Origin of the sequence: Streptomyces sp. NPDC002130, assembly GCF_040296465.1 — a bacterium.
Lineage (GTDB): Bacteria > Actinomycetota > Actinomycetes > Streptomycetales > Streptomycetaceae > Streptomyces.
Window position 1 is genome coordinate 1 of the sequence record NZ_JBEOXI010000131.1, and the last position, 22,941, is coordinate 22,941.

The 22,941-nt window shown below is 71.9% G+C and carries 23 protein-coding genes; 6 read left to right on the forward strand and 17 right to left on the reverse strand.

All coding sequences use genetic code 11. The features are described 5' to 3' along the window. The first annotated feature begins 209 nt into the window (after positions 1–209). Positions 210–608, forward strand: coding sequence for a hypothetical protein (locus ABT116_RS23935; RefSeq protein WP_351637314.1), 399 nt, complete (start codon positions 210–212; stop codon positions 606–608). 19 nt (positions 609–627) lie between these two features. On the opposite strand, the gene ABT116_RS23940 is transcribed toward ABT116_RS23935, so the two are convergent. From ABT116_RS23940 to ABT116_RS23955, 4 genes are all read right to left on the reverse strand, one after another. Continuing rightward, positions 628–3,069 carry a tetratricopeptide repeat protein gene (locus ABT116_RS23940; RefSeq protein WP_351637316.1) on the reverse strand — a complete coding sequence of 814 codons (2,442 nt, stop codon included), beginning with the start codon at positions 3,067–3,069 and terminating at the stop codon, positions 628–630. Further along, entirely contained in the window at positions 3,062–4,081 is a 1,020-nt protein-coding gene (locus ABT116_RS23945) for a PfkB family carbohydrate kinase (protein ID WP_351637353.1), read from the reverse strand. Before ABT116_RS23945 ends, ABT116_RS23940 begins: the two co-directional genes overlap by 8 nt. Beyond that, positions 4,035–5,114, reverse strand: a complete 1,080-nt coding sequence (locus ABT116_RS23950) for a dehydroquinate synthase/iron-containing alcohol dehydrogenase family protein (protein ID WP_502983926.1) — start codon at positions 5,112–5,114, stop codon at positions 4,035–4,037. Before ABT116_RS23950 ends, ABT116_RS23945 begins: the two co-directional genes overlap by 47 nt. Positions 5,115–5,216: 102 nt before the next feature. After that, positions 5,217–5,654 (reverse strand): nucleotide triphosphate diphosphatase NUDT15, encoded by a 438-nt coding sequence (locus tag ABT116_RS23955; protein WP_351637318.1) that lies wholly within the window; start codon positions 5,652–5,654, stop codon positions 5,217–5,219. A gap of 218 nt (positions 5,655–5,872) precedes the next feature. On the opposite strand from ABT116_RS23955, the gene ABT116_RS23960 reads away from it, so the two are divergent. Beyond that, positions 5,873–6,784 (forward strand): SCO4651 family lipoprotein, encoded by a 912-nt coding sequence (locus ABT116_RS23960; RefSeq protein WP_351637320.1) that lies wholly within the window; start codon positions 5,873–5,875, stop codon positions 6,782–6,784. A 65-nt stretch (positions 6,785–6,849) separates the two neighbouring features. Here the strand turns inward: ABT116_RS23960 and ABT116_RS23965 are convergent, their stop codons facing one another. The 6 genes from ABT116_RS23965 to ABT116_RS23990 all read right to left on the reverse strand — a co-directional run bounded on the left by ABT116_RS23965 (position 6,850) and on the right by ABT116_RS23990 (position 10,861). Continuing rightward, on the reverse strand, positions 6,850–7,563 hold the full coding sequence (locus ABT116_RS23965) for a restriction endonuclease (protein WP_351637322.1): 714 nt from the start codon (positions 7,561–7,563) through the stop codon (positions 6,850–6,852). Between the two features lie 110 nt (positions 7,564–7,673). Further along, entirely contained in the window at positions 7,674–8,672 is a 999-nt protein-coding gene (gene gap, locus ABT116_RS23970) for a type I glyceraldehyde-3-phosphate dehydrogenase (RefSeq protein ID WP_351637324.1), read from the reverse strand. 159 nt (positions 8,673–8,831) lie between these two features. Continuing rightward, positions 8,832–9,788 carry a GlxA family transcriptional regulator gene (locus tag ABT116_RS23975; protein ID WP_351637326.1) on the reverse strand — a complete coding sequence of 319 codons (957 nt, stop codon included), beginning with the start codon at positions 9,786–9,788 and terminating at the stop codon, positions 8,832–8,834. A gap of 75 nt (positions 9,789–9,863) precedes the next feature. Continuing rightward, positions 9,864–10,292, reverse strand: a complete 429-nt coding sequence (locus ABT116_RS23980; protein ID WP_351637328.1) for an amphi-Trp domain-containing protein — start codon at positions 10,290–10,292, stop codon at positions 9,864–9,866. A 66-nt stretch (positions 10,293–10,358) separates the two neighbouring features. Then, positions 10,359–10,583 (reverse strand): hypothetical protein, encoded by a 225-nt coding sequence (locus ABT116_RS23985; RefSeq protein WP_351637330.1) that lies wholly within the window; start codon positions 10,581–10,583, stop codon positions 10,359–10,361. Positions 10,584–10,627: 44 nt separating this feature from the next. Beyond that, the gene (locus ABT116_RS23990; RefSeq protein ID WP_351637332.1) at positions 10,628–10,861 is read right to left on the reverse strand and encodes a DUF8825 domain-containing protein; all 234 of its coding nucleotides are present in this window, start codon (positions 10,859–10,861) and stop codon (positions 10,628–10,630) included. 123 nt (positions 10,862–10,984) lie between these two features. Here ABT116_RS23990 and ABT116_RS23995 point away from each other — a divergent pair, with 123 nt between their 5' ends. After that, positions 10,985–11,206 (forward strand): hypothetical protein, encoded by a 222-nt coding sequence (locus ABT116_RS23995; RefSeq protein WP_053670482.1) that lies wholly within the window; start codon positions 10,985–10,987, stop codon positions 11,204–11,206. Between the two features lie 280 nt (positions 11,207–11,486). Here the strand turns inward: ABT116_RS23995 and ABT116_RS24000 are convergent, their stop codons facing one another. Genes ABT116_RS24000 through ABT116_RS24010 form a run of 3 tightly spaced genes read right to left on the reverse strand, consistent with a single transcriptional unit; the run spans position 11,487 to position 14,936 of the window. Further along, positions 11,487–11,972, reverse strand: a complete 486-nt coding sequence (locus ABT116_RS24000) for an MSMEG_6728 family protein (protein ID WP_351637335.1) — start codon at positions 11,970–11,972, stop codon at positions 11,487–11,489. Between the two features lie 17 nt (positions 11,973–11,989). Then, entirely contained in the window at positions 11,990–12,442 is a 453-nt protein-coding gene (locus ABT116_RS24005; protein ID WP_351637337.1) for a DUF4383 domain-containing protein, read from the reverse strand. Between the two features lie 13 nt (positions 12,443–12,455). Then, positions 12,456–14,936, reverse strand: coding sequence for a SpoIIE family protein phosphatase (locus tag ABT116_RS24010; protein WP_351637339.1), 2,481 nt, complete (start codon positions 14,934–14,936; stop codon positions 12,456–12,458). A gap of 148 nt (positions 14,937–15,084) precedes the next feature. Between ABT116_RS24010 and ABT116_RS24015 the strand changes: the two genes are divergently transcribed. Continuing rightward, positions 15,085–16,050, forward strand: a complete 966-nt coding sequence (locus tag ABT116_RS24015; protein WP_351637341.1) for a DUF72 domain-containing protein — start codon at positions 15,085–15,087, stop codon at positions 16,048–16,050. Here ABT116_RS24015 and ABT116_RS24020 read toward each other — a convergent pair. The 4 genes from ABT116_RS24020 to ABT116_RS24035 all read right to left on the reverse strand — a co-directional run bounded on the left by ABT116_RS24020 (position 15,950) and on the right by ABT116_RS24035 (position 21,291). Further along, positions 15,950–17,758: a copper resistance CopC/CopD family protein gene (locus tag ABT116_RS24020; RefSeq protein WP_351637357.1), complete on the reverse strand. Its 1,809-nt coding sequence runs from the start codon at positions 17,756–17,758 to the stop codon at positions 15,950–15,952. The two genes, ABT116_RS24015 and ABT116_RS24020, sit on opposite strands and share 101 nt — an antisense overlap. Positions 17,759–17,985: 227 nt before the next feature. Beyond that, positions 17,986–18,465: a cupin domain-containing protein gene (locus tag ABT116_RS24025; protein WP_351637343.1), complete on the reverse strand. Its 480-nt coding sequence runs from the start codon at positions 18,463–18,465 to the stop codon at positions 17,986–17,988. Then, complete coding sequence (locus ABT116_RS24030; RefSeq protein WP_351637345.1) at positions 18,462–19,070, reverse strand: GNAT family N-acetyltransferase; 609 nt, start codon at positions 19,068–19,070, stop codon at positions 18,462–18,464. The genes ABT116_RS24025 and ABT116_RS24030 overlap by 4 nt, the downstream gene beginning before the upstream one ends. After that, positions 19,063–21,291, reverse strand: a complete 2,229-nt coding sequence (locus ABT116_RS24035) for a penicillin acylase family protein (RefSeq protein ID WP_351637347.1) — start codon at positions 21,289–21,291, stop codon at positions 19,063–19,065. Before ABT116_RS24035 ends, ABT116_RS24030 begins: the two co-directional genes overlap by 8 nt. An 81-nt stretch (positions 21,292–21,372) precedes the next feature. On the opposite strand from ABT116_RS24035, the gene ABT116_RS24040 reads away from it, so the two are divergent. Both ABT116_RS24040 and ABT116_RS24045 read left to right on the forward strand, forming a co-directional pair. After that, positions 21,373–22,095: a siderophore-interacting protein gene (locus ABT116_RS24040; RefSeq protein WP_351637349.1), complete on the forward strand. Its 723-nt coding sequence runs from the start codon at positions 21,373–21,375 to the stop codon at positions 22,093–22,095. Positions 22,096–22,131: 36 nt separating this feature from the next. Further along, positions 22,132–22,725, forward strand: a complete 594-nt coding sequence (locus tag ABT116_RS24045) for an HhH-GPD-type base excision DNA repair protein (RefSeq protein ID WP_351637351.1) — start codon at positions 22,132–22,134, stop codon at positions 22,723–22,725. Positions 22,726–22,941: the final 216 nt, after the last annotated feature.

The window sequence follows — 22,941 nt, forward strand, 5'->3', positions numbered from 1 at the left end:
TTCTAATATCTTACCCCCCCCCGGTCCCCCACGGGGAACTTGCGCCCGGGCCCCCCCGGTCGGGGGGGGGGCCCTTCGACGTTGTCCGGCGGCCTTCGTGGCCGAGGGCCCCGAGGCGTTCGTGGTGGCGATCTTCCGGGCAGCGCACCGTGGTCGTATGCCCTTGGTTGCGTCATGATGGCAGTCCGAGCACGTGACAGGGGGGCGTCATGGATGGCTCCGACTTGATCCTCGCGGCCCTGGCGGCCGGCGGGACCGCAGCGGTCGGCCAATCGGCCACACTCGCGGTCAACAGTGCCCACACGGCGCTGCGGGAGCGCCTACGGCACCTGTTCTCCCGGCACCCACAGGCACCGGCCGCTCTTGATCTCCACGAGCAGGATCCCGACGCCTTCGCGCTGGCCATCCGCAGGTATCTCGCCGAAACGGGTGCCGACGGCGACGAACAGGTGCTCCGTACGTCGGCGCAGATCCTTCATGCCGTGGACCCCACGGGTGCGGCGAGAGGGAAGTACCGGGTTGACGTAGGTAACTCACAGGGCGTACAGATCGGCGACTTCGGGAACCAGCAGAACACTTTCGGAACACGTCCGGCCGGAGCGGAGTGACGAGCGCAGGCAGATCGGCTCACTGAAGCGCCCGGCTCGACCAGCGCGTCAGCCACCGGTGTGCCCTGCCTTCGCGCCAGCCGTCCGATCCGAGTGACTGCCCGGCGGTCGCAATCGCGCGTCCGTTCTGTGCCATGGCCTGCCGCCACTCCAGCAGGACGAGGGCCGCCTCTTCCGTATGGCCCGCCTCCGTGAGCCAGAAAGCCAGACCGCGCAAGGTGTGCGAAACGTCCGGATGACCGCCGCCCAACACGCGGAGCCGGTCGTCCAGCAGCGCCCGGAACTCCTGAGCGGCGCCTTCCGCGTCCCCTCTCTCACCCAGCCAGTCGGCAAGATCCTGACGTGTCGTGAGAGTGCGTGGGTGGTCAACGCCCAGCACCCGCCGCCTGTCCTCCAGCAGTACCGTCATGGCGGAGACTGCGGTGGGGACGTCTCCGCCGGCCCCCTGCCAGCAGGCCAGATCGTGACGCGTCGTCAGGGTGCTGGGATGGTCGGAACCGAGCAGCCGCAGCTTGTCGTCGAGGAGCGCGCCCAGCTCCGCCACCGCGTTGCGGCAGTCGCCTGCGGCTCCGCGGAAGCACGCGAGAGCATGACGTGCCGCGAGCGTGTCCGGATGGTCCGGCCCGAGCACCCGAGTGCGGTCGGCGACCAAGTGCTCGAACTCCCGGACCGCCCTCTGCGGGTCACCGGCCACACCCCGCCAGCGAGCCAGGCTGTGCCGTGTCATCAGGGTGTGCGGATGATCGGGTCCCAACAGCCGTAGCCGATCCCGCAACAGGGTTTCGAGCGCCGTGGCGGCGGCGGCCGCGTCACCTACGGCTCCTTGCCAGTCGCAGAGATTGTGCCGGCTGTTGAGGGTCTCCGGGTGCTCCTCCCCGAGAAGCCTGCTCCGGTCCTCCAGCAGCGCGCTCATGGCTTGCAGCGCTTCGGTGACACGGCCTGCCGATCCCAGCCAGTACGCCATGCCGTAGCGGGCCGCCAGAGTGTCCGGATGGTCGGGGCCCAGGCGTCGGGTCGCCGTAGCCGTGAGGCTCTCCCAGTTGGCGACCGCGCCGTCGATCAGCCCCAGCTCGGCCATGCTGCCCGCTGCCTTGAACAGCACTTCGTGCACCCCTGCACGCCACAGCGCCGGGCCCTCATGGGCAGCCAGGGCGGCGACGTTGTGCCTGAGTACGCGCGAATGTTCCGGGTCGTCCTCGATCGCCGGCCAGTCCAGGGCCAGAGCGTCCGCCGCGGCGCGTACCGCGGCCTCGTGGATCTCGGGTGGCAGCGGATCGAGAACGGCACGCTGCACGAGGGCATGCGTACGAATCGCCACTGAGCCCCCGGCCGGGTCGTGTGTCACCAGGCTCAGCCGGTGCAGGTTGCGCAGTGCCGCCCTCGTCTCCACCGGTGTGACGTCCGACCTCACGGGGACCGTTGTCGCGGCCAGGAACCGGCGTACGGGCTCAGCTGACCAGATCGAGTCCGGCGCGCCGTTCGGATCGAGGACGGCAGCCACGTAGAGAGCCGGGCGGGCCAGTCCCACGGGTGGGAGTTGGTCCGCCCGGTCCACGGCCAGGGACCACGTGGTGGCCACCGTGTGCGTGTAGCCGTCAGCGCTCGCGTCCGTGGGGAAGAGGTGCTCCAGCCGCTGTGACCGCTGGGCGAAGGAACGCCGGTACTGGGCACATGTGATGCCCTGATTGCGGATGACACCTGCCGCCTGTGCGAGAGCGACCGGTAGCCGTCCCAAGTCCTCCCCGAGCGCCGCTGCCTCGTCCAGCACCTGCGGATGGGGCTCCTGCGCCCCGGGAGTACCGAGCCTGTGCACCAGATAGGTGTGCGCCTCCTCAGGAGTGAACACGTCCACGGTGAGCTGCTGCGCGCCGGCCGGCGCACAGTCCCGGCGCCGCGTGGTGACCAGCACCCGCCCCGCCGGCCCTTCCGGCCACAGCCCGGCCAGGTCCCGGGGATCGCTGACGTCGTCCAGAACGATCAGCCACGTCGTCCGGGTGGTGCTGAGCCAGTCCAGGAAGCGGTCGCAGAGGACATCGGCCGACTGAGCGTGCAGGGCGCCAGGGTGGGTCTCGATGCGCGCTTGTGCGAACGTACTGACGATTGATTCCCTGGACATGGCGTTCACCCAGAGCAGCAGTTGCAGACCCTCGTCGCGAGCTCGGAGGAAAGCATCCGCGGCCAGCTGTGTCTTGCCCACGCCACCACCGCCGGTCGCCACCACCTGTGTCAGCACTGTGGCGCCGCCGTCGCCGAGTATCCGCGAAATCCTGGCGGACATGGCGCGCCGCTGCTGGAAGGCTGCTGGTCGCGTCGGGGGCCGCCCCACTTGCATGGGCCACTGCACGGCGGATGGAGCCGTGGTGATCCAGGTGTTGTGCCAGGTGTTCGCCTGGTGGCCACCGTCACCGATCTGGGCACCCTGGAGATCCCGTGCCGTGACCTCGGTGGGACGTTCACTCATCGAGGTCACCCGAGCCCATCTCAACCGATGCGCTCTCCGACGCCGACATGAGTTGTCGTATCGACCGGTCGTCCGGCAGGGCGGACGAGGATCCGACGGTGCGTACGGTGAGAGCCCCGGCCGCGTTCGCGTAGGACGCGGCGGCCTGAAGCCCCGCTCCCGCGGCCATGCTCACGGCAAGCGCGGAGCAGAACGCGTCGCTTGCCCCGGTCGTGTCGCGCACACGGGAGGCGAATCCAGGCGACCCGAATGTCCCTTCCCTCGATGCCACGGCGCATCCTCTGCCCGCATCGGTGACGCAGACGACGGGGATTCCCGTCCCGTGCAGGGCCGCGGCGAGTTCTTCGGCGCTGCCGGGCTCGCCCAGGCCCGCGCCGTGTGCGAGGAGAGACGCCTCTTCGCGGTTGGGCACCAAGACATCCACATAAGGGAGGAGCTTGCCGATCTCCGGCAGATCGGCGAGGTCGGGCGTGGGCCCTGGGTTGAGCATTACGGTCACTCCGGACTCCGCCGCGATCTGGAAGAGCTGTAGGAGGACCGAAGGGCGAATTTCCAGCGTGGCCATCAGGATGTCCGCGCCGTTGACGACGGGCCGGACCGCTTCGATGTCGGCGTCACGCAGTTGCAGCAGCGGGGGCTGCTTCCACCCGATGAAAGACGTCTCCCCACCCGGGCCCACCAGGACCGCGACCGGCGACGTGACAGCGCCCTCTCTCAGCAGGAAGTGGGAAACGTCCACTCCCTTCGCGATCAGCGATTCCTTCAGCTGCAAGCCCCACGGGTCCTGCCCGGCGGCACTGAGGAGGTGAACCCGGGCGTTCAACTGGGCCGCGGCCAGCGCCTGGTTGAACCCTTTGCCGCCCGGCAGCACGGTCACGTCGGAGGCCGGTACGGCCCCGGACCACTTCGGCAGGGACCGCACACGGTAAAGGAGATCCATGACCGAATTCCCTGTCACCACGATGTCAGGTCGGCCCGCGCCGGTCTGCCACCCGCCCATGCGCTGTCCCATCCGATCCTCTCCCCGGGGGCCGATCCTGCGTCGAATGGCTCGCGTCACCGAATACGTCGTCTGCCATGCCGGAGCCGTACGTGCGGTACAACCGTCCGAGAAGGCAGTTGGTGTCGGCCAGGTCATCCAGCCCGCGGAGAATGTGCTCACGCTGGACACCGATCTGGTTCAAGTCCTTGTAGCTGCCGGGCAGTCCGGACTTCTCATAGAGCCTGCGAATCGACCCGTAGAAGCCGTGCTCCCCGCTGCTCTGGGAAAACATCGCGCATACCAGAAGCGTTCCGATGCTGACCAAGCGTCCGTGTGTCGCGCGGTCGGCAGAATAGCGATACCTCTCCTGGAGCCGGTAGCAGAGCAGGTGTTCACTCGCGGCGTTCAACCTGGTGTGGCCCAGGCGTAACACTTCGAGAGACGACTCGTGCGCATACCGGGCAAGGGACCACAGGTCCAGGTCGCCTGTCTGCCCCGGGCTGCCGAGCACCCATTCCACAGCCGCCCGGACGACGGGAATCCGGGACGTCACCTCCCTGAGCGACAACTGGAGCCGGTCGTCCGCCCCGGAGGGCCACTGATACTCGATCGAGGCACTGAGCGAGCTGAAAAGATCGCCGAGGCCCGAGGTCGTCCATTTGACGCCTTGGCCGGTGTGGGCCGCCCGGACGGAGGGCTTGCTGATCACCGTCACGACCGGCGCAACGGTACGCGTGCTGGTACGCATGCCGTTCCGGATCAGCACGCTGCGATCTGTGCTCAAGCATGAGTGGGAGAGAATCGACGGGAACACCGTCAAGGCCCCTGGTTCGGCGCATGCCCGGCCCACGTCCAGCACCGAGCATCCACCGACGGCGATTACCTTTTTGTACCGATACGTGGTCCGGATGTCGTTCACGACGTCGATGTGCGGCTCAGCGACGAGCACCGTCTCGCCCAGCCCTCGGACGATGGGAAAGTTGTGGCTGTCGGCCACGAGAATGGTGGAGTCGTCCATGGCACCGCACACGGCCTCTTGGATCGACTGCGAAACGAAGTCCAATCGGGGATGGCACGCCATGGCCCGCCGAGCGCTCCTCGCCCCAACCGTCGTTCTCATTGATCACCCACCCGGAAAGTCGAATGGTGCCCCTGACACGATGGTTTACGGGTTGTACATCCGTCCTGACCGATAGCTGTGAAGGGCCAGCTGCACGGGCAGAAAGAGTGGACTGGGCAGCGAGTCGAGCGGGTACCACGCCCAGCTTTCGAGTCGGTCCGGCTCTCTCACGACGGGAGTGCCTTCCAACTCGTCCGCGACGAACTCGAAGTCGATGTAGTGGCGCCCGTACTCGCGGACATTGCTCACGCACAGCAGGCTGAGACCGCGCACTGTGAGGCCGCTCTCCTCCATGACCTCCCGAGCAGCGGCCTCCTCCAGCGACTCACCGAACTCCACGTGCCCGCCGCACCAGCCGTAGCTGCCGGCGCCGTGTGCGTGCAGACGCCTGCCCAGCAGGACGGCGGAATCCCTGAGCAGCATGACGCCCACTCCGACTTTCGGTCTTCCGGCCTCAGTCACGGGAGCCCCCGAAGGCGTCACGTCCCGGCCACCGCATCACAGCGTCCTCCCCTGGGCGTCGATGTGGGGGCTCTGACCATCTGGCATACCCCTCGCCGACTGACGCCAACCGTTGGCCATGCCGTTGGCGCAGCGTTCTACGGGCAAGGAGCGAGGTCCCAGGGCATCGCCGCGTTCCGGACGCCCGGGGCGCGAAGAACAAGCCCCGTCGGGCCGCTGAAGGCCGGCTGATCAGCGGAGTGGGCAGACCGGCAATCGCCCGTCGCGCGGCGTTCGCGGCTGTGCTGCTCGGTGGGGGAACGGTCGGCTGTGGAGGGGGCTCGCCGAGCGACTCCGCGCGTGCGGGCTCGTCCGGGGAGACGCCTGCAACGGCCGTGGCGAAGGCCGCGGAGAACGCCGAGCGCATCAAGTCGCTCCACTACCGGGTCACCGGGACCGTGCCGGAGAGGGGCCGGCTGGAGGCCGAGGCATCCATGCGCACGGAACCGGCCGTCATGAAGATGACGATGAAGGCGTCCGGCAAGGGCGCGGACGGTCGGATGGAGATCCGGTTCGTCGACGAGGTGATGTACGTCAGCGGGAGCGCGATCGACTCCGAGAAGCTGGGTGGCAGGAGCTGGTTCAGCGCCGACCCGGCCGTCTGGGGACGCGGCTCGACGGACAACGAGTCCTATCGGGTGCTGCCGGCCCCGATCGAAGGCAATCCGGCCGCGCAGTCGACGATGCTGACCGCCGCCAAGGGGGTGCGGAGGATCGGGACCGAGACGATCGACGGCACTCGGACCACTCACTTCAAAGGGACAGTGACCGGTCGTGGCATCAGCGCCGCCCGTGACGCTGCCCCGGACAAGGCGGCTCGGGAGCGCCAGATCGGCAACCTTGATCAGTTCATGATGCTCCGCATCGATGACACGCTCACCGTGGATCTGTGGATCGACGACGACGACCGCACCAAGCAGTTCCGCATGCAGGGCGATACGCGCGCCACTCGGGGCGGCACCGACGGCCAACCGCTCGAGTTCGTCGACGGCGACCCCCTCGACTTGACCTTCACCTTCCTCGACGCCAACCAGCCGGTGACCGTCGCGGCACCGCCCTCCGAAGACACCGCCGACCTCGCCGCGCAGGCGGACGAGGCGCAGACAGGCTGAACGACCGAGCTCCGTCCGCCTCCGGCAGCCGAACGGTGGCACGAGGGCCCGTCATGCCGGACCAGTCACCTGCCGTAGGCCTGCTTCCAGCGCGCTCTGTGGCGGGAATCGCCCTGCCCCTGGCCGTTCACCTCGGCCAGGGACAGCAGGGAGGTCCCGTTGTTCCACAGGCCGAGGTGATCTCGGTGCACGGCGAGGATGCCGTGATGCAGGGCGAACTTCTCGGACGGCCGGCTGAAGCGCGTGGTCGTGACGAACACGGCGAGGTCGGCTCCGAAGTGCACCTTCGCGCCCAGCAGATCGCGCAGTTCGCGGCTCGCGATCGTGCTGCTCGGCGTGTAGCGCTTGCACTGGATGACCACGCTCCGGCCGTCCGGGAGGCGGCCTACGACGTCGGCGCCGTTGTCGTTGGCTCCGCCCACCCGTCGGACCTCTGTGCAACCGTCCCTCCGGCACAGGCCTGCGACCAGTTCCTCGAACTCGGTACCGGTCATCGCGTCCACCTCGGCGAGAGTCCGGTGCCCCGCCTTCACCGCCTCTTCCTGCCGCCAGAGGCGGTCCCGGCCGCGCACGAGCCGGTCCGTACGCCACAGCCACCAGGCCGCCGCACCGGCGCCGCCCACGATCAGCGCGCCGGTGACGTACGGCCACACGGTCGACCAGAACAGCACCAGCAGGATCAGCGACAGACCACCGCCTGCCGCCGTCGCCTTCAGCCGCGCCGCCCGCCTCCTGCGGGCAGCCGCACCACGTCCACGCCCACGTCCGCTTCCAGCCATGATCGACGTCCCTCCCCCGCACGTTCGTGTACGGCAGTCTGAGCACCCCGAGGCGGCGTCAGTAGGGCGCGAGTCGGCCATGGCCGGATCGGGCCGCGCGCTCTCCCCCGTCAGCGACGGGCGAGCAGCTCCAGCGTGTCGATCACGCGGTTCGAGAAGCCCCACTCGTTGTCGTACCAGGCGACCACCTTGACGTGGCGGCCGTCGACGCGGGTGAGGGCCGAGTCGAAGATCGACGAGGCCGGGTTGCCGGTGATGTCGGACGACACGAGCGGGTCCTCCGAGTACTCGAGGACGCCGGCCAGCGGGCCCTCCGCCGCGGTGCGGTACGCCGCCAGCACGTCCTCGCGCGTCACGTCGCGGGCGACGGTCGTGTTGAGTTCGACGATCGAGCCCACCGGGACCGGCACGCGGATCGAGTCGCCCGACAGCTTGCCGTCGAGGTTCGGCAGCACCAGACCGATCGCCTTGGCGGCGCCGGTCGTGGTCGGCACGATGTTGACGCCGGCGGCGCGGGCGCGGCGGGCGTCGCGGTGCGGGCCGTCCTGCAGGTTCTGCTCCTGCGTGTAGGCGTGCACGGTCGTCATGAAGCCGTGCTCGATGCCCGCGAGGTCGTCGAGCACCTTGGCCAGCGGGGCGAGCGCGTTGGTGGTGCAGGAGGCGTTGGAGACGATCGTGTGCACGGCCGGGTCGTAGGCGTCGGTGTTGACCCCGAACGCGAGGGTGACGTCGGCGCCGTCCGCCGGCGCGCTGACGAGTACCTTCTTCGCGCCGGCGTCGAGGTGGGCGCGCGCGGCCTTGGCCGAGGTGAAGCGGCCGGTGGCCTCCAGGACGATGTCGACGCCGAGCTCGGCCCACGGCAGCTGCGCGGGATCACGCTCGGCCGTCACCCTGATCCGGCGGCCGTCGACGACGAGGGCGTCCCCGTCGACGGTCACCGGGCGGCCGAGCCGGCCGGCCGTCGAGTCGTAGGCGAGCAGCCGGGCGAGGGTGGCGGGCTCTGTGAGGTCGTTGACGGCGACGACGTCGAGGTCGCTGTCGCGTTCGAGCAGGGCGCGCAGCACATTGCGTCCGATGCGGCCGAATCCGTTGATCGCGATGCGCGTCATGAGTGGTGTGTCCCTTCGATTTCTCCGGTTCGCCACCAGCGTCGCGTCCGGCGTCGGCGCGGGACAGCGGCGGGATCGCCAGGGTTCGAAAGGATCGCGCCAGCAGTCCGCGTCGGCAGTCCGCGCCGGCAGGCGCTCTTTCGTGCCACCCGACGGGGGCTACTCGCCGCGGGCGAAGGTGTGCCGGTACTCGGTCGGCGTGGTGCCGAGGATGCGCTGGAAGTGCAGCCGCAGATTCGCGCCGGTGCCCAGACCGACGTCGGCGGCGATCTGCTCGACGCTGCGTTCCGAACGCTCCAGCAGCTCACGGGCCACGTCGATGCGGGCACGCATGACCCACTGCATCGGCGTGTAGCCCGTGTCCTCGACGAAGCGCCGCGACAACGTACGCGCCGAGACCCCCGCGTGCCGCGCGAGCCCCTCGAGGGTGAGGGGTTCGCCCAGCCGGTGCAGCGCCCACTCGCGGGTGGCGGCGAACCGCTCGCCGAGCGGCTCGGGCACGCTGCGCGGCACGTACTGCGCTTGGCCGCCGCTGCGATAGGGGGCGGCGACCAGGCGCCGGGCCGCGTGGTTCGACGCGGCGACTCCGAGGTCGCCGCGCAGGATGTGCAGGCACAGGTCGATGCCCGAGGCGGCGCCCGCCGACGTCAGCACGCTGCCCTCGTCGACGAACAGGACGTTCTCGTCGACCCGGACGAGCGGATGCTTCGCCGCGAGGGCCCGTGCGTAGTGCCAGTGGGTCGTGGCGCGTCTGCCGTCGAGCAGGCCCGTCGCGGCGAGCGCGAAGGCGCCCGTGGAGATGGCGGCGAGCCGCGTGCCCCGGGCGTGGGCCGCGATCAGCGCGTCGACGACGGCCTGCGGCGGGTCGTCGCGGTCCGGGAACCGGTAGCCGGGGATGAAGACGATCTCGGCCCAGGCAAGGGCGTCCAGGCCGTGGGCGACGTAGTACGACAGGCCGTCGCCCCCGGTCACCAGGCCGGGCGCCGACCCGCACACGCGCACCTCGTACGGCATGCTCGCGCGGGTCGTGAACACCTGCGCGGGGATGCCGACGTCTAGCGGTTTCGCACCCGGGAGCACGAGGACGGCGACGCGGTGCAGGCGGGAGGACGGCACCGGGACAGGGTACGAGGAGCGGCGCCGGGGTCCGAGCCGGCGAACGGGCCGCGAACCGGGACCGAGCCCCTCCGCTCAGGCGGATTTCGCGACGGACCGCTTCGTACTCCTGGTTTTGCCGGTGCCCGTGCCGCCGCTTCGGCCCGCGCCGCTTCGACCTGTGCCGCTTCGGCTCTTGCCCGCGGCCGCCGTCTTCCGCTTGGGCTTCTCCGCGGGTGCGTCCGTGCGTGATGCGTCTCCGCGTGCCGCGTCCGTGCCTGATCCCGTCGCCCGCGTCGGTGCCGTCGCCCACTTCAGCTCGATCTCCAGCTCGATCTCCCCGTCACCGATCTCCACCTCCATCTCGCTGTGGAGGTCGTCGGGGATCCGCAGACCCAGCGTGCCGGGGCCGAGTTCCAGCTCGGCGTCCCCGCCTTCGCGCAGCGCGTCCGCGAGTGCCGTGAGCTGGTCGGCGGCCTCCTGGCGTGACAGGGAGCGCTTCTGCTCGAACTTGAGGTCCTTCATGGGGCCCTCCGATATGACAGAAAAGAGCGGATACACCCATTTTGGCGGGTTGCGTGGGCTCGCGCGTCAGTCGCCCGTCTCCGGACCCCAGTGCTCGGGCCCCACCCCGCGCCAGTCGATCCACGGCACCTCCGCCACGTCCGCCGGGTCGATCTCCAGGCCTGCGCGGCGGAGGAACTCCGCGACATCGGTCACGTTGTGGGCGAGGCCGAGGATCTCGCCGTCCACGCGCACACGGCGGCCGCCCGAGGGTGAGGGCGGGTGCACGATCACGCGAATAGGTCCGGACATGCCTTCAGGATCATCCGGGACGTACGGTCCCGCAGGCCGGCGCGTCACCGGGGGAGCCGCTCACGCACGTCCCCCGCCGCATTTCCCGGCTCCCGCAGCTGCCACCACGCCGCCGGGCTCGGCCGTCGGCGCTGCCAGCAGGGGTGGAAGTACGCCTGTACCGACAGCCGGTACAGGCGCCGGCGCAGCTCGGTGCGGCCGGGCCGATCGGCGAGCTGCCGGTAGGTGGCACTCCACTCCCGTTGCGCCCGGACGAGGTCGTCGGGAAACGTTCGCATGGCCGAATTCAATCATGTGTTCGATTTTTGGGGCCAGTGGAACACCTCGCTCACATCTCAGTTCGGGCACCGGACGTGGACAGCCGCAGCGCGAGCGGCACGACTGGGCGCATACTGAGGTCAATGACTAAGCCTGCTGCTCCCAAGCGTCATTTGCCTACCAGCCCCTTCAAGGCTCCGGTCGCCCCCGCTCCCAAGCACTTCGCCGTGGGTGACCAGGTCACGCACGACATGTACGGGCTCGGCCGGGTCATCGGCATCGAGGACGGGATCGCCGCGCTCGTGGACTTCGGTTCGGCGCACATGCGGATCCCGAGCCCGTACGCCAAGATGACCAAGCTGTAGGACCTTCGTGCCCGGTCCGGGCACACCTGGCCCTTGACCTGGGCCAGTAACGGAAAAGAGACCTCTCATCGAACCGACTTCGCTGTTCTCCGCCGTGGAAGGGCAACCCAGCCGTTCCGGCGCGGCCTCGCCGCCCCCGGCGACCAACCCCTTCCAGGCCCCGGACTTCGGGGAGGACGAGACCTTCCCGTTCGAGGAAGTGCCGGAGCAGCCCGCCGCGACCAGGAGTCCGGCGCGCCGCAGGGCGGCTTAGCACCGGCCTGGTACCGACCCGCGCCCGTCAGTCCCGCACTGCCCGCTCGCCCGCGCGATCCGACGTCGGCCAGACGTACGGCAGATCGTCGGGGACGCCCGGGAAGACGGCCGAGTAGGTCGTGGGGTCCTTGCGGACCAGGGCCGAGCGGTGGCTCTCGTGGAAGGGGTCGTCGCCGAGCCAGGGCGGGAGTTCGCCCTCGGCCGCCAGTCGGTGCTGGTCGCGGATCGGGGCGTGGGGCCGCCTCGCCGCGAGGTCGGCCACGAGCGTCGCCGCGCACGTGTCCTGGTGGCCCTGTTCGCGCCAGACGCGGCAGACCTCCAGGCCGTAGCGCACCAGCGCCTCCTCGTAACCGAGCCACATCTTCACGGCCGGGTGGCGGCGCCACCCGTAGCCGGGGACGACCAGACCGCGCAGGACCTGCAGCGCCTCGACCCGCTGTTTGCCGAGTCGGCGGCGGTCGAGGGTCAGGGCCGTGGCGCGGAAGTCGGGGTAGGGCAGGAAGGTCTGCATGGCGTCCTCGGCGATCCCTACCGTGCGTCGGTGCGCCTGCCGCGCCTGCCGAGGGCCAGGGCCAGGCCGATCATGGCGATGCCCAGGGCGAAGTGGAGCCAGTCGTCCGCGGAGTTCAGCGGGACGAAGTTGGCGTCGCTGTCGTGGCCGACGGACAGGCCGTACACCCACAGCACCAGGTAGACGGCGCCGCCCACCAGCAGATACGAGTACGCCCCGGCGGCCGTCCCGGCGAGCATGAGTCCCGCGAGACCGTACGCCAGGTGCACGAGGTTGTGCAGGATCGAGACCTGGAACAGGCCGAACAGTTCGGCGCCCGAGTCGTGGGACGCGAACTCCAGCGAGCCGTAGTCGGTGGTGATGCCGGGGATGAAGCCCAGCGCCCCGACCACGAGGAAGACGAGGCCGAGCAGCAGGGCGGCCTGCTGGACGGGGGCGCGGGCGGCCCGGTGGGACGTGGGGGTGGTCATGGCCGGTGGCTCCTCACGCGGGGGACAGGGTCTGTTCCGCCCAGATGGTCTTGCCCGTGGCGCTCTGGCGCGTGCCCCAGCGCTCGGTCAGCTGGGCGACGAGAAGCAGGCCGCGGCCGCCCTCGTCGTAGGTGCGGGCGCGCCGCAGGTGGGGCGCGGTGTTGCCGCCGTCGGAGACCTCGCAGATCAGGGTCGAGTCGTGGATCAGGCGCAGCTGGACCGGCGGCTCGGCGTGCCGGATGGCGTTGGTGACGAGTTCGCTGACGACCAGTTCCGTGACGAACACGGCGTCGGACAGCCCCCACCGTTCCATCTGCGCCACCACGTCCTTGCGGGTCTGCGCGACCGCGGACGGGTCGGACGGCACCGCCCAGGTGGCGACCTGCCTCGCGTCGAGCGCGCGGGTACGGGCGATGAGCAGGGCCACGTCGTCTGCCGGTCGCGGCGGCAGCAGGTCGGCGAGGATCGTGTCGCAGAGGGCGTCCAGCGACGCGGCCGGCCGGCCCAGGGCCTCCCGCAGCCGGCCGACGCCGGTGTCGAGGTCGCGGTCGGCGGTCTCGACGAGGCCGTTGGTGTAGAGGGCGAGCAGGCTGCCCTCGGGGACGACGACCTCGGTGGACTCGTACGGCAGGCCGCCCACGCCGAGCGGGGGCGCGGTCGGGAGCCCGACGAGTTCGACGGTGCCGTCGGGGCTCACCACGGCGGGCACGGGATGCCCGGCCCCGGCGAAGCAGCAGTGCCGCGTCACGGGGTCGTAGACGGCGTACAGGCAGGTGGCCCCCAGGTCGCCGGCGGCCTGGGCCGGGCCCGTCGCGCTCCCCTCGGCGTCGCTCTCCTCCTCCGTGTTCAGCCGGGCGACCAGGTCGTCGAGGTGGGTCAGCAGCTCGTCGCAGGGCAGGTCGATGTCGGCCAGCGTGCGGACCGCCGTACGCAGTCGCCCCATGGTCGCCGAGGCGACCAGCCCGTGGCCGACGACGTCTCCGACGACCAGCGCGACCCGTGCCCCCGAGAGCGGGATGACGTCGAACCAGTCCCCGCCGACACCGGCGTGCCCGCCCGCCGGGAGATAGCGGGAGGCGACCTCGACGGCGGCCTGCCGGGGCAGCCGCCGCGGCAGCAGGCTGCGCTGGAGCGTGACGGCCGTGGCCCGCTCGCGGGCGTAGCGGCGGGCGTTGTCGATGCTGACCGCGGCCCGGGCCACCAGTTCCCCGGCCAGGACCAGGTCGTCGTGCCGGAAGGGTTCCCGGTTGCGGTGCCGGACGAAGAAGGCGACGCCCAGGGTGGTGCCCCGGGCGGCCAGGGGCACGGTCATCACGGAGTGGACGCCGAAGGCGCGGACCCGGGCCGCACGTGCAGGGTCGCGGGCGAGCCAGGCGGTGAACGCCGGGTCGGTCGTCTCGTGCAGGGCGGGCCGTCCGGTGCGCAGGCTCTCGAAGGGCATGGAGCCCGCCGGGTAGGCGTCCACGGTGCCGGCCGGCACGACCGACTCCGGGGCGCCCGGGGTCACCGACCGCAGGGCGGCCCGGCGCAGCAGCAGCGGCCCGTCCACCGGAACGGCCCGCACGGGCGGCTCGGACACGTCCTCCAGCTCGGCCAGCAGATCGACGCTGACGAAGTCGGCCAGGGCCGGGACGGTCACGTCCGCCAGCTCCTGGGCCGTGCGCGTCACGTCGAGCGTGCTGCCGATGCGGCGGCCGGCCTCGGCGATCAGCTGGAGGCGCTTGCGGGCCCAGAACTGCTCCGTCATGTCGTGAGCCGACAGGCAGACGCCCCGGATGGTGCCCTCGTGGTCGCGCAGCGCGGACAGGAAGACCGACCAGGCGTGCTCATGGCTTTCGCCGGGGACGCGCAGGTAGCTCTCCTCGTACTCCGGCTCACCGGTCCGCAGTACCCGGGCCATGCCGTGTTCCGCCCGTCGGCCGACGTCGTCGTCGACGATCTCCGACACGCGCAGGCCCCGCATCTCCTCCTCGGTGAGCGCGGTGGCGCGTTCCATGTCGGCGTTGGCCCGGCGCAGCCGCAGCCGGGTGTCGTAGATCGCCAGGGCGCAGCACGGGGACTGGGTGAAGCTCCAGCTCACCAGGGACTCGTCGAGACCGGGCGGTGGCTGCCGGTCGGTGAGGGCGGAGACGACGAGCCAGGCGGGGCCGTCGGCGCCGGGCGGCCTGTGGTGGGCGAGGATCCCGACTGTCAGCTTCCTGCCGTCCCGGTGCCGGAGCGCGACGTCGCCGCTCCAGCGGGGCAGACCGGTGAGTGTGGGCAGGCCGCCGCGCACCGGGATCGGCTCGGCCAGCAGATCCGCGGCACGTCGGCCGGTCACCTGCCCGGCCGAGTAGCCGAGGAGCCGCTCGGCGCCCGCGTTCCAGCCGGTCACGGTGCCGTGTTCGTCGAGGGTGACACGGGCCGTGAGGGAGGCGCCGACGAGGGCTTCGAGGGCCTCCGGTTCTGCTCCGTACGGCCGGGTGGCCCGGCCGGCGGTGACGGGCTGCTCCATGATCGGTCATCTCACTCTCGGGGGAATCAGCCGTAACCCCGGATATGCGCAGATATCACCCTGCTTACCCCGATTACGCCGGGTCTCACCGTGCCGCCCCGCCGAGAAGCCGAGCCTGTCGCCGCCGGGCCCGGGTAACCGCTGCCCCATGGGTCAGATCCGCGTGGGCACGTGTTCCTGGACCGACCGGGCGCTGGTCGGCAGCGGCTGGTATCCGCCGGGGCGGCGGGACGCCGAGGGGCGGTTACGGCACTACGCCGAGCGGTTTCCGGTCGTCGAGGTCGACGCCTCGTACTACGCGCTGCCGGGCGAGCGGAACAGCCGGTTGTGGGCCGAGCGGACACCGGACGGCTTCGTCTTCGACGTGAAGGCCTTCTCGCTGCTCACCGGACATCCCACCCGGCAGGCGGTGATGCCCGACGGGCTGCCGGCCGAGCACCGGGACCCTGCGGTGCTCGACGCTGTGTGGGCCCGGTTCGCGGCCGGGATCGAGCCGCTGCGGGAGGCCGGGCGGCTCGGGAGCGTGCTGTTCCAGTTCCCGCCCTGGTTCCGGCCCGGGCAGCGGGCGGAGGCGTTCCTGCGGGAGTGCGCAGAGCGGACGGCGGACTGGCCCGTCGCCGTCGAGTTCCGGCATCCCTCCTGGTGGGAGCCGGGGCGGGCCGAAGCGACGGTCGCGCTGCTCGCCGGGCACGGCATGGCCGCGGTCGCCGTCGACATGACGCAGACGCTTGCCTCCTCCGTCCCGCCGGTCACTCCCGTGACCTCGCCCCGGCTCTCCGTCGTCCGCTTCCACGGCCGCAGCACCGCCTGGGGAACCGGCAGCAAGGAGGACCGGTTCCGCTACGCGTACGACGAGGACGAACTCGCCGAGTGGCTGCCCCGCGTGCGAGGGCTGGCCGAGCGGACCGAGCAGGTCCACATCCTGTTCAACAACTGCTGCGGCGACGCCGCCGTCCGCGACGCCGAGACCATGGCACGGCTCCTCGAACGGGACGGGCCTGCTCTGCGGCTGCCTAGGGCGCGATCCGCACCCGACGCTCCACCGACACCTGGTCGACGTCCGACACCCGCACGGTCGTCTTCATCGTCCAGTTCCCGGCGAGCGGCAGGTTGACGGAGTTGGTGCTCCAGTAGCCGCCCCGGTCGGTGAGCTCGGCGTCGATCGGGCCGACCTTCCGGGCGGGCAGGGTGAAGGTGATGCGGACTTCGGGGACGACGACCAGGCCCTTGTCGGAGCCGGCGACCACGGCCTGGATGCCGTTCTCGCCGACGCGGGCCGGGTCCACGGTGACCTGCACCGTGCCGCGTCCGCTCACGGATTCGGTGCCCGTGTCGTAGGGCACCGTGATCAGGGTGGTGGGCGGCAGCGCGCCCGCCGGGGCCTGCCGGGCCGCCTCGGCCTGGGCACGGGCCGGAAGGGTGCCCGTGAGCACGGTCGTGATCATCAACACCACCGCGGCGACGGCGACTTCCACGAGGACGGAGCGGCGCAGGCGGCGCCGGATGTCCGGGTCGCTGCCGGACGCGGGAGGCTCCTCCGCGGCCCTGTCCGGCGTCCCGGGTTCCTCCGGGCCGTCGTGTTCCGCCGGTGCCCCGACCGGCTGCGGGACCCGCTGCTGGACCGCGGCCGCCCGGGTGACGGCCGCCGGGGCCCCGATCCGCGCCGTCCAGCGCCGCGAGTACCGGGCGACCAGCAACAGCACGGCCACCCCGGCCAGTTTGGCGAGCAGCAACCGGCCGTAGGACGTGCCGGTCAGGGCGGAGAGGGAGCCGAGGCCGCGCCAGGACTGGTAGACGCCCGTGACGGCCAGGACGGTCACCGAGGCGAAGGCGATCCGCGAGAAGCGGGGTACGACCTCCACCATGTCGTCCACCACAGCCTCGCCGGACGAGCGGCGTAGGGTCAGCAGCAGTGCCACGAGGCCGCCGAGCCAGACGCCGGTCGCCAGCAGGTGCAGCACGGACGACGTCATCGCCAGGGGCACCTGGATCCCGGCGGAGGCGTGCTCGGCCGCCGCCCAGGTCAGGGCCAGGGCGGCGGCCAGGGCGGTGCCGATCGCCAGGGCGAGGGGCCGCTGCTTCGGGTCACGGCGCCTGGACAGCCACATCAGGAAGGCCGCGGTCAGCAGGGCGAGGACCAGCCGGGCGACCAGGGCCAGGCCCGGGCGGCCGGTCAGGGTACGGCCGAGGGCGGAGGCGTCGAAGGCCGCGGCCGGACCCGTGCCCGCCTCGTACGGGGCGCGCAGCAGGAGCAGGACGAGCGTCGAGCCCAGCAGCGTCCACCAGGCCGCCACCAGCGGCCGGCGCAGGGCGGAGGTGTCCGCCGGCCGGCAGAGCAGGGCGAACGCGGCCAGGCCGACGAGCAGCGCGGCCGCGAGGTAGGCGAGGTAGCGGGCGGCGTCGTTGAGGCCGCCGGTGAGCGGGTCCTCGGTCGAGCCCGTGTCGATCTGGACCGTCGTCGCCGAACGCTTCCCCACGGAGAAGGAGAAGGCGCCGGAGACGGGGTGGCTGTCGGCGGAGACGACCCGCCAGGCCACCGTGTACGTGCCCTGGGCGAGCTTGCCGGGCAGGCCGACCCGGGCCGTGTCGGAGCGGCCGTCCGCGTGCGTGGCCTCGCCGGTGTGGACCCGGCGCTGGTCGGGGCCGAAGACCCGGAAGGAGTCGTCGAGCAGACCCACCGACTCGGTGAAGGTCAGGGTGACGTGACGGGGCGCCTGCCGGACGAGGGATCCGTCGTCGGGGTCGGTGCCGCGCAGGGCGGCGTGGGCGGAGGCGGGGGCTGCTCCCGCGAGGAGCAGTACCAGCACGGTGCCGAGCAGCACCAGGGCTTGGAATCGCCGGGGATGTCCGGCATTGCGATCCTCGTTCCGCCGTTGGTCCACGTGGGTCTCCGGGGTCGGGCTGTACGGCTACGAGTGGAGTACGGACGGGATCGGTGTAGTGCTCACCGGAGTGGGCTGTGTCCGTCGTCCGGCGGGGCGACTGTCGTCCGTGTACGGGGGCTGATCGCGCGCACGCGGCGGAGCCGCACATCGGTGCAGCCCCGCCCCTAGGAGGCAGACCTGGACAGTCCCGCGATCTCGTCGGCCACGGCCGGATAGCGGGCCGTCAGCTCCGCGGCGTCCCCGTGCTCGTAGCCGTCGAACGTGAAGCCGGGCGCCATCGTGCAGCCGAACAGGGTCCACTGCCCGGCCCCGCGCACCCTCCCGCCCATCCACGTGCCCGCCGGGACCGTGAACTGGACGTGCTGGCTGTGCAGGACGTCCGGCCCGAGCACCACCGTCCTCGTGGTGCCGTCCGGGGCGAGCAGCAGGAGTTCCAGGGGATCGCCCTGGTAGAAGTGCCAGATCTCGTCCGTGGGCAGGCGGTGGAGGGCGGAGAAGTCGTCCGCCGTCAGCAGGGCGACGATCGCCGTGCCCTCCGGCCTGCCGTCGGGTCGTTCGGGGCCGGCCCAGGTCTGGCGGAAGAGACCGCCCTCGCGCGGGATCGGCTCCAGGCCGTAGTGGGCGATGAGGTCCTCGGGGGTCACCCGGGGAACCATATCTCCCGGTCCAGAAAGGCCAGCTGGGCCTTCTTCTCCGGCAGGTGCACGTCCGGGAGGTCGATCTCCGGCAGGACCACCACCGGCCCTGGGGTGAAGCCCAGCCTGAGGAAGCGGCCGACCGCCTTCTCGTTGCGCACGTCCGGGTCGACCACGATCCGCCGGCGGTCCAGGCCGGGCAGGACGTACGCCGCGATGGCGGTCACCAGCCGGGCGGTCCAGCCGCGCTGTCCGCCGCCCGGGCCCGCGGGAGCGAGGAGCAGGTGCACGCCGATGTCGCCGGGGCGGACCTCGTAGCACTCGCTCACGCGGTCGGCCTCCGGCTCGTACGTCTGGAGGAGGGCGACCGGCTCGCCGTCGCGGACGACGAGGTGGGCGTGGTGGGTGTCGAGCGTGGCCATGTGGGCGTAGATTTCGGCGACCTGCTGCTCGGTCAGCTCGGTCATGCCCCAGAAGGCCGCCCGGTCCTCGCTGACCCAGCGGTGGATCACGGCGGCGTCGGCCCCGGGGTCCAGCGGCAGGACGCGGACGGTGCCGAAGCCGTCGGTCACCTCCTCGTGTACGGAGGTGCGGGAGGCGTACGGGTCAGACATCGGTTTCCTTCTTCAGCAGGGACCAGTCGGTGACGACCGGGATGAGGTCTCCCGCGAGCCACAGGGGGAGCTGGTCGCGGTGGTGGGGCGAGCCGGGGACGCCCGAGGCGCCGAACGGAACCACCCAGCGGCTGTCCTCGCGCCGGGCCAGGTCCCAGACGTACCGGGCGGCCGGGCCCCGGGCGGCCCGGTCGGTGAGGCCCGGCACTCCCGAGGTGCACAGCACGCAGTCGTGGTCGCCGGACAGCCCCGGTTCGTCGTACGGCCGCTCCGGCTCCAGGGCCCGCCAGGGGGCGAGACGATGGGTGTCGCCCCAGACCCCGGCCGGCGGGCGCAGCGCCACGTCCTCGATCGCCGCGCGGACGGCCGCCGGGCGGTCGATTCCGTACAGGTCCTCGGCTCGCAGCAGGTGTTCGAGGGCGAAGCCGACCCGGGGGACGAGGGCGAGCCAGGGCTGGAACACCTCCGGGTACGCCGGTGGCGTGGTGAGCCCGGCGAACGCCGGGTGCGCCGCGAGCCGCCGTACGACCGCTCCGCGCACGGCCGCGTAGAGCGCCGCGTCGGCGCTGCCGGCGTCCATACGGCGGTCCCAGCAGAGGAGGCGGTCGCGGAGGGCGGCGGCCTCGGGGGGGAGGGCGTCGAGAGCGGCGAGGTGGTCCAGGAGGGGGGCCGCGGAGGCCAGGTGGGTGTCGGTGTGGAGGGCGGGCATGTCGGCGGCGGACCAGTGCGCCTTGCCCGCGAGCAGCGCGGTGATGCGGTCGGCGCGGTGCGGCGGGGCGAACTCGACGCCGAGGGGTTCGGCCGGGCCGCGCTGGTTGGCCATGACGGCGACGCCGTCGGTGAGCCCGGCGCGCGGTGACACGTGCCAGCCCCGCCATTCGTGGCCGGGCTCCCAGGCGGGCACGATCCGCAGGGAGTTGACCCCGGCGCGCACCGGCACCCGCCCGGCCACGCGGTGCAGGACACCGCCCTCGGTGTCTGCGGCCTGGACGACGTTGACCGGCTCGGCCCAGCGGTCGAAGGCATGGTCCACATCGGTGACCCGGCGGGAGCGCAGCAGCGGCAGCAGGGCACCGAAGCCGAGGTCGCCGGTGACACGGGGCGGGTAGCGCAGGCTGATCGCCACGGGCGGGGCGGCGGGGCCGGCGGGATCGGCCGGGCCGCCGCCGGGACGCGCCGAGCCCGGCCGGGCCGCCGCACCCGACGGGTCACCGCCCGGATCCAGCGGGCCTGCCGGGCCTCCCGGCGCCTCCGGATTCAGCGCACCCTCCTCGTACACCGGGCCCGAAGGGTCGCCGTCGATGCCCTCCGGGCCGCCGATGATCACCGGGCCCCGGTCGGTCTCGATCACCTCGACCTCGACCGGGTCCGCGCCCGCCACCTCGACCGTCTCGGTGTGCCGGGCCGCTCGCCGCCAGACCCCGTCCGGGCCGAGGGCCTCCACCCCGGCGCCGGTTCGCCGCAGCCGCTCCCGGTAGAGGTCCTGGTAGTCGGCCATGGCGTTGGTGATGGCCCAGGCGACCGTGCCGGTGTGCCCGAAGTGGGCGATGCCGGGGACGCCGGGGACGGCCAGTCCCACGACGTCGAACTCGGGGCAGGACAGGTGGATCTGCTGGTAGACGCCCGGGTCCTCGATCCAGCGGTGGGGGTCGCCGGCGATGAGGGCCTGCCCGGTGACCGTCCGCTCGCCGCCGACCAGCCAGCCGTTGCTGCCGGAGGTGCCGGGACCGTCGGTGGCGAAGAGGCCGATGGCGTCCGCGTCCAGGTGGGCGGCGACCTGCTCGCGCCAGAGCTTGGCCGGGAACCCGGCGAAGAGGATGTGGATGGCGAGCCAGACACCGAGGGGGGTCCAGGGCTCCCAGCGGCCGGGGGTGAGACCGGTGCGGGCGAACTCGGGGGCGGCGGCGTCGGCCAGCCCCTCGTTGACCCCGTCGACGTACGCCCGAACCCACCGCGCCGTCCCGGGGTCCCGTCTCTCCAGGTCCGCGAAACAGCGTCTCGCGGTGTCGTCGAGTCGGGCCCGTCTCGCGAAACGGTCCCAGGCCAGGGCGTTCTCGCCGAGGAAGGACGCCGAGGTGCCCTGCGCCCGGTGGCGGTCGACTTCCAGCTGCCAGGCCCGGTCGCGGGCGGTGACGAGGCCCTGTGCCCGGGCGAGTCCGGCCGCGCTGTCCGCACGCAGGTGCGGAATGCCCCAGGCGTCACGGTAGATCTCGGTGGCCACGCTGTACCCCCACTTCCCTTTAGGTTAGCCTTGCCTAAGTCATAGCTGTGGCCGAAATCGTACGCGAGGGGCTGAAACGCGATGGGGCAGGGGCGGGGTTGGGAGGGCGCGGTCCTCAAACTGCTGCGCGCCAAGGACTTCGAGTTCACGGTGACGGACGTCGAGGACGTCACCCCGGACTACCGGCGGCTGCGCTTCACCGACGGCGGTCTGCTGGCTGCCACCGGGGTGCACCCCACCATGTGGGTACGGCTGTGGTTCGACAACGCGGGCAAGCCGCACCAGCGGGCCTACACCCTGGTCGACCCGGACGCCGAGGCCGGCACCTTCGGCCTGGAGTTCGCCCTGCACGAGGGATGCGCGAGCGACTGGGCCAGGGCGGCGAAACCGGGCGACACCATCGAGGCGACCGTCCAGGGCACCGGCTTCGAGCACCCGAGCCCAGCGCCCTCGCACGTCTTCGCCGTCGGCGACCCGGCCTCGCTCCCCGCCATCAACTCCCTCCTGGGCGCCCTCGGTTCCGCCCCGGCCACCGTCTGGTTCGAGGGCGGCGACGACGACCTGCCGTTCCGCACCGACCCGGACCGGCACGAGCTGCGCAAGGTGCCCCGCCAGGACTCCGGCGCCCTCCTGGTCGACCGGGTGAAGTCGGACCTGCCCGGCCTGCTCCAGGACACGGCCGACCCCTACGTCTGGATCGCCTGCGACACGGCGACGACCCGGGCCCTCGCGGCGTACGTCCGCAAGGAACTGGGGCTGCCCAAGCAGCGGGTGCACGCGCTGGGCTACTGGCGGGCGACCTGAGCAGCGGGCGGGCCCGCCCCGGGGGATGATCGGGGCATGGACGTCACCCTTCACCTCGCCCAGGATCCCGAGGCCGACGCGCTGCTCGGCCGCAGTCCGCTCGCCGCGCTGGTCGGCATGCTGCTGGACCAGCAGGTCCCCATGGAGTGGGCGTTCAAGGGCCCGGCGACGATCGCCCGGCGGCTCGGCACGGACGACCTCGACGCGCACGAGATCGCCGCGCACGAGCCGGAGGCCTTCGCCGCGCTGCTCTCCGAGAAACCGGCGGTACACCGCTACCCCGGCTCCATGGCCAAGCGGATCCAGCAGCTGTGCCAGTACCTCGTCGAGCACTACGACGGTGACGCCGAGGCCGTCTGGAAGGACGTCGGCACCGGCAAGGAACTGCTGAAGCGCCTCGCCGGACTGCCCGGCTTCGGCAAGCAGAAGGCCCAGATCTTCCTCGCCCTGCTGGGCAAGCAGCTCGGGGTGCGCCCCACGGGCTGGCGCGAGGCGGCGGGCTCCTACGGCGAGCCGGACTCGTTCCGCTCGGTCGCCGACATCACGGGCCCCGAGTCGCTGGTCAAGGTACGGGCACACAAGCAGGAGATGAAGGCGGCGGCGAAGGCGGCGAAGGCCTCCGGCAAGTAGGCCCCGGCCCGAGCGAGTACACCGGCTTCCCGGCCCGCCTCGGTGACACTTAGCGGCGAGCACGTCAGCCGCCTGGCCCTCCGCCGACACCCAACGGCGAGCACCTCAGCCACCCGGTCCCCCAGGTGACACCCAACGGCGAGCACCTCAGCCGCCTGGCCCCCCGGGTGACACCCAACGGCGAGCACCTCAGCCACCCGGTCCCCCAGGTGACAC